Annotated in this window: 12 protein-coding genes; 1 reads left to right on the top strand and 11 read right to left on the bottom strand. The window is 54.5% G+C overall.

What is annotated here, in order from left to right:
• Positions 1–54 precede the first annotated feature (54 nt).
• From ABID47_RS10110 to ABID47_RS10065, 10 genes are all read right to left on the bottom strand, one after another.
• On the bottom strand, positions 55–1,146 hold the full coding sequence (locus ABID47_RS10110) for a carbohydrate ABC transporter permease (protein WP_089546004.1): 1,092 nt from the start codon (positions 1,144–1,146) through the stop codon (positions 55–57).
• A 1-nt stretch (position 1,147) separates the two neighbouring features.
• Positions 1,148–2,230: a carbohydrate ABC transporter permease gene (locus ABID47_RS10105; protein ID WP_076170294.1), complete on the bottom strand. Its 1,083-nt coding sequence runs from the start codon at positions 2,228–2,230 to the stop codon at positions 1,148–1,150.
• 141 nt (positions 2,231–2,371) lie between these two features.
• Positions 2,372–3,784 carry an ABC transporter substrate-binding protein gene (locus ABID47_RS10100; protein WP_076170295.1) on the bottom strand — a complete coding sequence of 471 codons (1,413 nt, stop codon included), beginning with the start codon at positions 3,782–3,784 and terminating at the stop codon, positions 2,372–2,374.
• 353 nt (positions 3,785–4,137) lie between these two features.
• Positions 4,138–5,142, bottom strand: a complete 1,005-nt coding sequence (locus ABID47_RS10095; protein ID WP_354496353.1) for a LacI family DNA-binding transcriptional regulator — start codon at positions 5,140–5,142, stop codon at positions 4,138–4,140.
• 248 nt (positions 5,143–5,390) lie between these two features.
• On the bottom strand, positions 5,391–6,077 hold the full coding sequence (locus ABID47_RS10090) for a hypothetical protein (protein ID WP_354496351.1): 687 nt from the start codon (positions 6,075–6,077) through the stop codon (positions 5,391–5,393).
• A complete protein-coding gene (locus ABID47_RS10085; protein WP_354496349.1) occupies positions 6,074–6,970 on the bottom strand; it encodes an ABC transporter ATP-binding protein in 897 nt (298 codons plus the stop codon). The genes ABID47_RS10090 and ABID47_RS10085 overlap by 4 nt, the downstream gene beginning before the upstream one ends.
• Positions 6,967–7,338 (bottom strand): GntR family transcriptional regulator, encoded by a 372-nt coding sequence (locus tag ABID47_RS10080; protein WP_152401241.1) that lies wholly within the window; start codon positions 7,336–7,338, stop codon positions 6,967–6,969. The genes ABID47_RS10085 and ABID47_RS10080 overlap by 4 nt, the downstream gene beginning before the upstream one ends.
• Before the next feature lie 197 nt (positions 7,339–7,535).
• Entirely contained in the window at positions 7,536–8,303 is a 768-nt protein-coding gene (locus ABID47_RS10075; protein ID WP_354496347.1) for a MerR family transcriptional regulator, read from the bottom strand.
• A 161-nt stretch (positions 8,304–8,464) separates the two neighbouring features.
• On the bottom strand, positions 8,465–8,818 hold the full coding sequence (locus ABID47_RS10070) for a winged helix-turn-helix transcriptional regulator (RefSeq protein WP_354496345.1): 354 nt from the start codon (positions 8,816–8,818) through the stop codon (positions 8,465–8,467).
• A 130-nt stretch (positions 8,819–8,948) separates the two neighbouring features.
• A complete protein-coding gene (locus ABID47_RS10065) occupies positions 8,949–10,028 on the bottom strand; it encodes a hypothetical protein (RefSeq protein ID WP_354496343.1) in 1,080 nt (359 codons plus the stop codon).
• A 133-nt stretch (positions 10,029–10,161) separates the two neighbouring features.
• Between ABID47_RS10065 and ABID47_RS10060 the strand changes: the two genes are divergently transcribed.
• Positions 10,162–10,626, top strand: coding sequence for a MarR family winged helix-turn-helix transcriptional regulator (locus tag ABID47_RS10060; protein WP_354496341.1), 465 nt, complete (start codon positions 10,162–10,164; stop codon positions 10,624–10,626).
• Positions 10,627–10,654: 28 nt separating this feature from the next.
• On the opposite strand, the gene ABID47_RS10055 is transcribed toward ABID47_RS10060, so the two are convergent.
• Positions 10,655–11,881, bottom strand: a complete 1,227-nt coding sequence (locus ABID47_RS10055) for an MFS transporter (RefSeq protein WP_354496339.1) — start codon at positions 11,879–11,881, stop codon at positions 10,655–10,657.
• Positions 11,882–11,936 lie beyond the last annotated feature (55 nt).

The raw sequence follows: 11,936 nt of genomic DNA, 5'->3' as shown, positions 1-11,936 counted from the left end.
AGCTCCTTACGCCGCAAGGGCTTCATTATATGTTCATGTTACCCAGCGGTACCGTTAACCTTTCACCGATCCGCCCATCAGTCCTCTGACGAAGTACTTCTGGAGCAGGAAGAAGATCGCAAGCGGCATCAGCATCGAGATAAAGGCGGCGGACGTCAGCAGGTGCCAGTCGTTGCCGCGGGAGCCGACCAGATCGGCGATTTTCATCGACATGACCTGCACTTCCGGCTGGTTGCCGATAAAGATCAGCGAGACGAGGTAGTCGTTCCATACCCACAGAAACTGGAAGATGCCGATGGAAGCAAGCGCCGGGACCGACAAGGGCAGGATCAGCCGGCTGAAAATCGTGAAGTGGGTAGCCCCGTCCATAAAGGCCGATTCGAACAAGTCTTTTGGCAGCTGGCTGATGAAGTTGTACATAAAGTACGTAACCAGCGGCAGGCCGAACGCCGTATGCGCCAGCCAGATTCCGAGGTAGCTGCCGTTCAGGCCGAGCGAAGTATAATCTTTCAGCACGGGGATGAGCGCCACCTGAATCGGAATGACCAGCATCGCGATAATGACGACGAACAGCGTCTTGCGCCCCGGAAAACGCAGCCAGGCGAAGGCATAGGCGGCGAAGGATGCGATCAGGACCGGAATGACCGTCGCCGGAACCGCAATCGTCAGCGTGTTCCAGAACGCCTGGGATAAGCCGGTTCCCTTCTCCTTCGACTCGCTGCCGTCGGCATTTTTGATCGTATACTCCTTACCTGTGATCACGTTTTTATAGTTATCGAGCGTCAGTTTGGACGAGCCGACCCAGCCCTGATCCTGCACGCTGATTTCGCGTGCGCGGCGGTTTTCCCAGGTCAGCCGCTTTCCGTCCTGCATGACGCCGCTCTTGAGCTGGTCGTCCGTATACGTCTGGCCGTTCACTTCGATCGGCCCGCGCAGGTCAACATCCTTGGACAGCTGAATCGTGTCCTTCGTTTTCCATTCCTGGTGAGGGAATACCTTCCACCATCCGGTCTCCAAAATATCCGCAGCCGGACGGAAGGACGAAATCAGCAGCCCCAGCGTCGGCAGCAGCCATACGAAACAGATGATACCGAGCACGATGTTGACGATCCACTTTTTGCTTCTTCTTTTCTTTTTGCCTGCCATGTCAGAATCCCCCCTGCTTGCGGAACTGGCGCAAATTGATGATGATGACCGGCAGGACGGCGATCAGGAGCACGATGGCCAGCGTTGAGCCGTAGCCGAAGTTCCGGTACATGAAAAACTGCCGGTAGAACTGGGTCGCCACCACTTCCGTGCCGTACTGGCCGCCCGTCATGACCATGACCACATCGAAAATTTTCAGGGTGAACACGATGATCGTCGTCGTGACGGTCAGAATCGTCGTCGAAATAAACGGAATGATGATGCGGAAGAAAATGCGGATTTCGCCGGCTCCGTCGACGCGGGAGGCTTCCAGAATATCGTCCGGCACGCCCTTGATGGCCGCCGAGAAGATGACCATGGCGAAGCCCGTCTGCATCCAGATCAGGATAATGATCAGGAAGAAGTTGTTCCACGGCTGGAGCATGCTGACCCAAGCCTGGGGCTCACCGCCGAGCGCCATGACGATGGCGTTCAGGAGGCCGATCTGCTCGTCTCCCGGCTGGTAATAGTACACAAACTTCCAGATGACGCCGGCTGCCACGAAGGAAATGGCCATTGGCATGAAAATGATCGATTTTGCGATCCGCTCATAACTGCTCCGGTCTGCAAGAATGGCAATCAGCAGCCCAAAGGCGACACACGCCAGTGTTCCGACGAAAACCCACAGCAGGTTGTTGCGCAGCGCGGTCGCGAGCAGCCGGTCGCTGAAAATGGCGATATAGTTGCCCAGACCGACGAACTTATCAGAAGACGCATTGAAAAAGCTCAGGTACAGCGTACGCAGCGCCGGCAGCACAAGCAGCCAGCCCAGCACCAGAACCGCTGGCCCGATAAACACATACGGGAGCACGCTGCGGCTGATCCGGTCGGGAAACTTCTCCACCGCCCAGGTAAACGTATAGTAAATCAAGTAAACGCCCAGAACGCCCCATAGAACGGCCAGCACTGCGGTAAGCAGCGGGTTCAGGGACGAATCCCGGAAAAAGACGAAAATCACGCCGTTGACGGCGATATTGGCGATCAGGACGCCCAGAAAGATGAGCAGTGCCTTGATGCTGAATCCCGGTTTCGTTTGCGTATTCATAGGTATCCTCCTAAACAGACGACTTCATGGGTAGATCAAACGCGGGGAGGAAAAAGAGAGGCCGACGGATCGCTAAACCCGATCAGCCTCTTTGGTTGCCCATCCCTGCCTCTCCGCTGCCAAAAAGCTAAGCGGCTGCGGTTAGTTGTTCCAGCCGGCCTGAATTTGCTTCAGCGCCTCATCCAGCGTCGCGGTGCCGCTGACATAGTCGGTCATGCCCTTCCAGAACGTGCCCGCACCCACTTTGCCCGGCATCAGGTCGGAACCGTCAAAACGGAGGGTCGTCGCATCCTGGACCAGCTTCGCCATGCGGCGGTCGGACTCGGATGTGTACCAGTCGAGCGAAGCGTCGTTCATCGGAGCAATCACGCCGCCGGACTGCACCCACGACTTGATCGATTCGCCGGTCGTGAAGAACTCCATCACCGCGCGGACTTCCGGACGGTCGTTGAACATGGCATAGATGTCTCCGGCCACAAGCACCGGTTTGCCGTATTTCGAATCGATCGGCGGCAGGTAGAACCAGTCGTAGTCCTGGTCGACCTTAGCGGTTTCAGGGAAGAAGCTGGTAATAAAGTTGCCTGTCAGGTTGAACCAGGCTTTCGGAGGATTCTCGAACATCGGCTTCGGCGCATCGCCGAATGCGGTCGTCACGATCGATTTGGTACCGCCATACACATAGTCCTTGTTCATCCAGATTTTGGACATGAGTTCAAACGCGTTCTTCACTTCAGGCGATGTGAAAGGCAGCTCGCCTTTGACCCATTTGTCGTAGTTCTCAGGTGTTGTCGTGCGCAGCATAATGTTTTCGATCCAGTCGGTTCCCGGCCAGCCGGTAGCCGCGCCGCTCTCGATGCCAATCGTCCATGCCGGGTCTCCGTCCTTGGCGATCTGCTCGGTCAGAGCCATCATTTCGTCCCAAGTTTCCGGAACTTTGTAGCCGGCTTCCTCAAATTGCTTTTTCGGATACCAGACCAAGCTCTTCACGTTGCTGCGGTTCCAGATACCGGCCATAATTTTGCCGTCCTTGCCGTCCATCGTCCCCATGTCGAGCCAGCTTTGATTGTAGTTCTTCTTCAGTTTCTCCTGGTCCAGAACTTTGGTCAGATCCACCACTTTGCCGGTCTTGGCGATTGAGGCCAGCAGGCCTGGCTGCGGGAAGTCGGCGATATCCGGCGCGTTGCCGCCGTCCACGCGGACGTTGATAGTCGCCTCGAACTCCTTAGAGCCTTCATATTGAATATCGATGCCCGTTTTATCCTCAAAGTCTTTGATGCTGGACTCGAATTTCTTCTGGTCCGCATCCACAAACGGCCCGAACATCGTCACTTTGGTGCCTTTATATTTGCCCTGAAGCGCCTCCTCCAGCGGCGAACCCGGTGTGGCCGCAGGCTCGGTTGCCGTTGCTGTCGAACCTCCGTTGTTAGACGCCGTACCAGCAGGTTCTGTCGAAGGACCTGCATCCTTGCTGCTTCCGCAGGCGCTCATCACCATTGTAAACGACAGTCCCAGTACCATCAGCAGCGATAGTTTGGGCTTTGATGTTTTTTTCATTTTGGAACATCCCCTTTTCTTCATTTAGAAAACGATTCATGATTCCTGATTCAGGTTACGGATGCCATCACGGGTTCCTAGCTTAGCGGCCGCTCACCCCCTTCACAGAATTGAATTCGACGCCCTCCTGAAACATCCAGTTCATACACCATTGAACATATTCGTCAAATACAACGCTTACATGAATCCGGGAGGAAATCTCCCTCTGAAAAGCTTTTCAGTGTCGTGTAAAAAAAAGAGCTATCGACGTATCTTCACAGCAGACAGACCGCATTTAGCGGAAGTTTTTCTTGCGAGATCCGGAAGCGGATGCTCCGAAGCTTTTACTATCTGATCTCTAAAAAAAGTTCTGCTTATCTCTGGCGGGATGACTCCCTTACGATCAGCTTATGTTTCATCATCTCCTTTGGGACCTTCACACTGCCTGTCGTAAGCAGTTCATGAAGCTTCTCCGCCGCGCGGTATCCGAGCTCGTAAATCGGCTGGGCCACCGTCGTCAGCTTCGGAATGAACATATTCGCCATCCGCAGATTGTCGAACCCGACGACCGACACCTGACCCGGCACGAGAATATTCCGGTCCTTGAGATACGAGATCGTCCCCATGGCGAATTCGTCCGCCACGCAGAATACAGCCGTAATGTCCGGATAGGCGGAAAAAAGCTCGTGCGTCGCATGGTAAGCCTGCTCGAACCGGTGTTCCGCGTACGCCACCTTTTCGATGTTGTGGGTGAGCCCGCCTTCCTTCATGGCCCGGACGAAGCCTTCATACCGCGGCGGCCCCGATACCGAGTTCACATGGTTGAAGCCGATCATACCGATTTCCCGGTGACCCAGCTCAATGAGGAATTTCACGGCCTCATAGGCGGCCTCCTCGTCGTCGACCTCGACGCTCGGAACCTCGAATTCGTCCGAATGCGAGGACAGCAGCACGAACGGGATGCGGCATGCGGTGAGCTTCTCATAGTACTCCGGATACAGGATATCGCTGGCGAAGACGATGCCGTCCACCTGCTTCTCGCGGAAGGCGTCGATGTACGACAGCAGACGGTCCTTGTCGCGGTCGGTGTTGCAGATCATTAAGCTGTATCCGAACTTGACGCAGGCGTCCTGCATCCCCCGGATGATCCCGGCAAAGTACATGTTCTCGATATCCGGGATGAGGAGCCCAAGGGTGAAGGACTTTCTGTAAATCAGTCCCCTGGCAAAGGCATTCGGCTGATACTGGAGCTTCTCGATCGCTTCGAGTACGCGTGAGCGCTTGGCCTCCACCACCGATTCGGGCGAGTTCATGACCCGCGAGACCGTGCTGATGGAGACACCGGCCATCTTGGCAACATCTCTGATTGTTGGTTTCATGTAGGCAACTTCCTTTTTAAGAAAACCTTTTCAAGGCGATTATAGCAAGGGTATTTCGAGTTGGCAATAACTTTTTTAAGCGCTTACATCAACTTTTTATGCCGAAACGTTTTTACTCATTGAAGGTGCCTATAGCTGCATAGGGAAAGGTTCTTCGTCCTCCCAGCAAAAAAAGCCCCATCAGGGCTTTTAGTTACTGCGCCAAACGTTTGCGGTATCCAGCATTCGAACCCATCCGATTCTATACGTCAGGACACCGTTGCTCTGCGAAGCAGGAAGTAAGACAGCAGCGCGTAGATCACCGTCAAAGGAATCATCCACAGGAACAGGTCCATATAATGCACTCCGATCCAGCGGAAGAAGTCCAGCCAGAGTCCGTAGTACGTCATTGCAAAACTGCCGATGCTGGAGAGGACAATCAAGGCGATGAAGAAAACGAACATGCCGGTGCGCCCAAACCGGCGATGAATGCTCGAGATGACAAAGCCCATAAAAAACATGTGGAGCATCACGATAAAATAAATGCCGAGCCTGCCCAGAGGGGATACTTCTTTCAGAAACGGCAGGTGAAAATAATGAAGCTGCACTCCCCAGGCATTCGTGAATTGTTCGATCATGCCCAACGCGAATAGAAGCACGGAAGAAACTGCACTGACCAGCAGCGCCATCGCGGAGGTCCCCACGAAGTAATCGGTCCTTCTTATATTAAGCCCCAGCGCAAACGGGAACGTCTGCGCCTGCACGATCAGGATTGCGACGAACATATACACGTAAATGGTGACGACGCCGCCTGAATTGATCGGCTCTTCCCCCCCAGTCAGAATGCCGATCACCAAATTCACGGCAAAGCTGAACAGCATGACCACCCAAGGTACGTACATCCATACCCACTTATCCCGCCAATGGATTTTCATGACGCCTGCAGTTCGGTTCATTGAAATTCCGCCACCTTTCCGTTTGACTTGCTTTGGGTTAAATGGACGATCAGCTGCTGCATCGATATCGGAATCATTTCCAGCCCCTGCGCTTCTGCCCGGCGCTTTTCCCCGGAATCCAGCCGCTCAAGCAGCGTGACCGACATCATGCCACCGATCGATTCCTGATGAATCGTATTCTTGCCGGCCGTAAACGATTCGACCGCCGCCTTAGGGCCAAGAACCGTATACGCCTTGCCGCGGAGATCTTCCGCTTCCTCGTCGATCAGGAGCCGGCCCTGATCAATCACAAGCACATGCTCCAGCATATTGCTGACTTCGTCGATCAAGTGCGTGGACAGCATAATCGTTCGCGGATTCTCCGCATAGTCCTGCATCAATCGTTCGTAGAACAGGCTGCGAGCAACGGCATCCAGCCCCAGGTAAGGCTCGTCAAAAATCGTCAGCGGCGCCCGGCTCGCCAGCCCGATAATAATGCCGACGGAGGACAGCATCCCTCTCGACAGCTTCTTCATTCTCCGCTTCAGCGGCAGCCGGAAATCCTCGAGCAGCTGTGCGGCAAAATCCCGGTCCCAGTTCGGGTAAATGGAAGCCGCCACCTTCAGCACATCGAGCACGCGGTAGCTGTCCGGGTATCTCTGACTTTCCTTGATGAAACAGAGCTGGCTCAGCACGCGATTGTTCTCATACGGGTTCTCCCCGAACACTTTCAGCTCGCCGCTTGAGGGAAACAGCTGGGCGGTAAGCATATGCATAATCGTCGTTTTGCCGGCACCGTTTCTGCCCAGCAGGCCGTAGATTTTTCCTTCCTCCACCGCAAAGGTGACATCCTTCACTGCGGCGTCCTGACCATATTCCTTGGTAAGCCGGTTGACTTCGACAATCCGGTTCATGACCACTCATCCTCTCTCCGCACCATGTCGGTTAACTGTTCTATCGTGATACCAAGCTTCTTCGCTTCATGGATCATCGTGATGACGTATTGCTCGTAAAACTGTTCCTTCCTCTTCTCGACAAGCTTCTCCTTCGCCCCTGTCGCTACGAACATGCCGATCCCCCTCTTCTTATACAAAATCCCCTGGTCCACCAGCAGATTGACTCCCTTTGCGGCTGTCGCCGGGTTGATTTGATAAAAGGATGCGAACTGGTTTGTGGACGGGACCTGGGATTCTTCCGGCAGCCCGCCTCCAATGATGTCATCTTCGATCTTCTCTGCGATTTGCATAAAGATCGGACGGCCGTCATCGATTATCGGCCCCATATCTTCACCACCTAACTGGTTAATTACTCAAGTAACTAACCTAACTATATGAGATCCCCCTGTTCCTTGTCAACGGGCGAATCCATATTTTACAAAAAAAATAAGACCGCCCTTCCGTCTGGTCTTCCCAGGCCGTTTAGGCGATCTTATTTTCCTTGCTTGGTATTCTTGTTACTTGGTCACTTCGCAGTCCCGGCTCAGGACTTCGCCATCCCCGTGTAGACCAGAATCGCGTCCCGCAGAAACTCCGCCGCTCCCGGCTGCTTCGCATCATAGTAAGCCTTGAAGCGCTCGTCGTCCACATACATTTGGGCCAGCCCGGCATGCGCCTCTTTACTGTAATCGCTCCAATAGTACGTCAGCCACTGCTTGTGGAGATCAGCCGCCTTCTGGGCAAGCTCACCGGCAGGATCCCCGGTTTGATAAGCCTGCCCAAGCGTAAACAGCACCTCATCGGCCAGGCGCGACACCTCTTCATACTGCTCCTTGGTCATGTTTTTCACCTTGGCGTTGGAACGATCGATGGCCGCATCCCCGTACTTCTCGCGGATTTCCTTGCCGTACTTCTGTTCGTTATCGTCAATGAGTTGTTGTTTGAATCCTTCAAATTTTTGCTGATCCGTCATGTTTATTCTCCCTTCCTGATACTGGATCGTCCGTTCCACGTTGGCAATCAGCCGGTCCAGCTGCCTGCGTTTGTCAAGAAGCTTCTCACGATGTTCCTTCAGAGCTTCGCTGCTGTTAAAAGAAGGTGAGGACATCAGCTCCTTAATGCGGTCGAGGCTTACGTCCAGCTCTCTGAAAAATAAAATTTGCTGCAGCCTGTTCACCTCATCTTCCCCATAAATCCGGTACCCTGACGAATTGATCCTAGCCGGCTTAAGAAGACCGATTTCGTCATAGTACCTCAGGGTCCGGGTGCTGACGCCCGCGAGTCGTCCCAGCTTCTGTACGGTGTATTCCATGGGATCACCTCCTGACGGTTTCACTGTACACCTTTACGTAACGTCAATGTCAATGTCAAACCTATTTTGTACACAACAAAAAGGGCTTACCAGGCCGACCCTCAGACGAAAGCCATGCCGCGCAGCCCTTGAAGTAACATTTGACCTATTGCTTTGTTTCATTACTCGGCTGAAGCCGGGTTCCGTCCGCCCCATTTATCCACCCATCGCTCCATTTCCTTTAAGGCGAGCTGAAAATCGGCGCCCTTCTCCGTCAGCGAATATTTGACGGTCACCGGGACCGTGGGGAACACCTCGCGGTTCACAAGTCCCATCCGTTCGAGATGCCGGAGCGTATCCGTCAGCGACTGGGTTTTGATCACGGACGCATTGCGCTGAAGCTGATTAAACCGCTGCGGGCCCTTCAGCAGTTCATCCAGAACGAGGAATGCCCATTTGGTCTTCAGGATTTGCAAAACCTCGCAAATTTTCGAGCCCGACTCTTCGGGATCATATTTCAAAGCATGATCTTCCAAAGTGCTTCACCTCCCTCGTGTTCGAGAAAAATAGTACCGACGTTATCCCGCCTGGCCGGCAGGATGCTGCCCTGAATATATAGCTTCAGCATGCCCGTGTCAATGAGCGGATGGTACGCTTGCCGGATTCCTACGGCCGATCATAAAGCTCGCCCAGTGCCGCAAAGGAAGCCTTCGTATCCCACGGCATCCCGGGATAGGCCGCCCCTGTCCGCCCGTCTTTGAACGTGAGCACGACGCTGTAGCACGCCGTATCCAAGTTAAAGGCCGGCTCTTCGTCATACGGATAGCTTGGCATGGCAAACGTAAACCAAAAGGCTCCATCCACCTCTTCTTCCTGAAAAATATCGAAAAGCTCCCTCATGTACCGGACCTGCACCTGTTCGTCCCTCACGATGCCCTCCCCCAGCCGCTTGGGCGAATGTCCATGATCTACGACGTTCCAGCCATAACCACCCCGGTCCTGCGCCCCTTCGTAGGTGCAGCATCCGAATTCCGTAATGACGACCGGCTTCCCGTGCTTGAAATAGGCGCGCAGCTGCTCACGGTAGCGCTTATCGTTATGCGCATCGCGGTAATGATCAACCGAAACGATGTCAAAGGGACCCCAATTCACATGTTCCCACGTACCGGAAGCATAGGTGACTTGCCCGTGGAAATGCTCCCGGATCACGTTCACAGCTTTGCTGAGAAAAGCGTTCAGACGCTTATGAAAAGATCCCTTTCGAATGGTGTATTTGAGCAGCCGCCAAGGGCTCATCAGCACCCCGATCCGGTCGAAGGACGAAGCTCCTTCCAATATCCCTTTCATGAACAGGCTCAGCTCACAGCCGGCCACAAACACGACGTCCGCACCTTTTCGCCGCAGCGTCTCCGCAGCGATTGCACATTCCCTGTAGTACTCGAGCATCGCTTGTTCTTCCTCATCGATCAGAGCCGGGGAGAACCACACCTCGAGCCCCTGATGGAGAGCGTATTCCGAAGCCGCCACCAGTCTGTCCACATCCCTGCCCGAAATGCGGATACTGTTGCAGTGCAGTTCGCTCTGGATGATCTCCATTTCCTTCCGGACGGTCTCCGGATCAAAAAGTTCTCTCGAGGAGGGCTGATCCGGTCCCCGGGTATACGTTCCGACATCATAGTTGATTCCCCTCCGGCGGGGACCGCTGCTCTTGCGATTTATTGAATCATTGGCCATGCTGCGGGTCATTAGGATTCCTCCTCTGTCTCGTTTTTAATTAATATTTATTTACTATTACTGTTGATATTTTGCGTTAATACGTGAATAATATAAATAAATATTTACTACCTGTCAAATGGATAGGGATGAAGGAGAACACGCCATGAATTCAGACAACTCCAGGCTTGCCGCAGCTTATATTCAGCTGATCCCGCTGCTTCACCGCGGCTTTGACATGCCTTCAGCGCGGCAATTGATGCCTGAGCTGACGCATTTGCAGTACCACGTGCTCGAGGCTTTATATCATCAACCGGATAGTTATTCGATGAGCCTTCTGGCCAAACATCTGCATATATCCAAGCAGCAGCTTACGCCTCTGATCGCCAAGCTCGAAGAGAAGGAGTGTCTCACCAAGCAGCCGGACCCTCAGGATAAGCGTCAGATCGGATTGTCCTTGACCGAGAAGGGCCGGCGAATCGTAAGCAGCCGATGGGAGTCCTTCCACCACGAGCTGAGCCAGCAGCTGGACCGTCTTAACGAGGAGGACCGAAGCGATCTTGGCTTCTGCCTTGAGAAGATGAACCGAATCCTGCGCCGGTTGGATCCAGATACCTCAAAGGCGGATTAGCCCGGCCTGTCCGGCCGGGCTTGATCTGTTACTCGGGCCGGCTTGCGGGAGCGGATTCCGGCTGCCGGTACAGTGGGAGCACGATAAGCAGGCCGATCAGCAGGCACAACCCTGCCAAGCTGTAGATGATTCCGAGCGGTAAGCGGCCGGCGAGCACGCCGGACAGGCTCATCATCAAGAGCATGGCACCCGTCATAAGCGGCGTGCGGATTCCGCTCACCCGTCCGATGTATTCGGGCTCCGTATGCTGCATGACGAGCGTTTGGTTACCGATGAATATCGCCGGCTGCAGCAGGGCAATAACGAACTGGGCAAGCATCGTGAGCCACAGCATATTGGACCATCCAGTAACGGCAATCCCGGCTGCATTGACGATCAAGCCGAGCATCAGCAGCGTCTGGGGAGCCATGCGGCCGGCCAGCGCAAACGCGGCGATCCCGCCGACAATCTCCCCGGCGCCATACGGGATGGACAGCCATTTCAGGTGATCGGCGGGAAGACCGAGCTTGTCGGTCACGATGAAGACGCTCAGCGGCGAAATGAGGCCGATCCCCAGACCGACAGCCGCAAAACAGAGACTGAGCCGACCCAGTACGCGGTTCGAAGTGACATAACGGATGCCGTCCCTCATCTCCCGGAATACCGTGGTTCCTTTTCTTCGACCCCCTTCGGCCTTGGCATCGGCTGGAATCCATCCCAGCACGGTGGCGGACAGCAGAAAAACCGTCCCGGTCAAGCCCATGGAAACCCCGATGCCGAAGGTTTGGTACACCCATGTCCCCAGAACGGGGCCGAGCACCATAAACACGGCAAACATCGTCTGCAGCACGGACATCGCCGGCTGGATCAAGTCCGCTGCGGCCCGTTCTTGAAATAGCCTCATTCCTGATGGCTGCGACAATTGGGACAGCACGGCGGATACCAACGTCGGGAAGAACACGGCTTCCCAGGCACCCGATTTCATGGCCGCGAGGACGATCCAGATGGAAACGGCGGCGAGCGCATCGCACCAGATCAGCGTTCTGCGCGGAGGCCACCGGTCGGCGAACACGCCTCCGATCAAGGCAAATACCAACATCGGAGCGTACTCGGCAACCGAGATCATAGAGACGGCGAAGGCGTCGCCGCCAGTCTTGTTCACCACATAGAGCAGCACTGCGAAGTTCCGGACCCAAATGCCGGTTTGCGTCAGCAGATTGGAAATGAGGACGATGCGAATCCATGGATGATGTAACAGCTTTAACGAAGCGAACATATTTTAGACTCCCTTCCTGGTTTGGATTTCATCATGTGCGTTTCGGATTCCATGA

The sequence above is a fragment of the Paenibacillus favisporus genome, assembly GCF_040545415.1.
GTDB lineage: Bacteria > Bacillota > Bacilli > Paenibacillales > Paenibacillaceae > Paenibacillus_AQ > Paenibacillus_AQ favisporus.
This window is presented reverse-complemented; position numbering and strand designations above follow the sequence as displayed.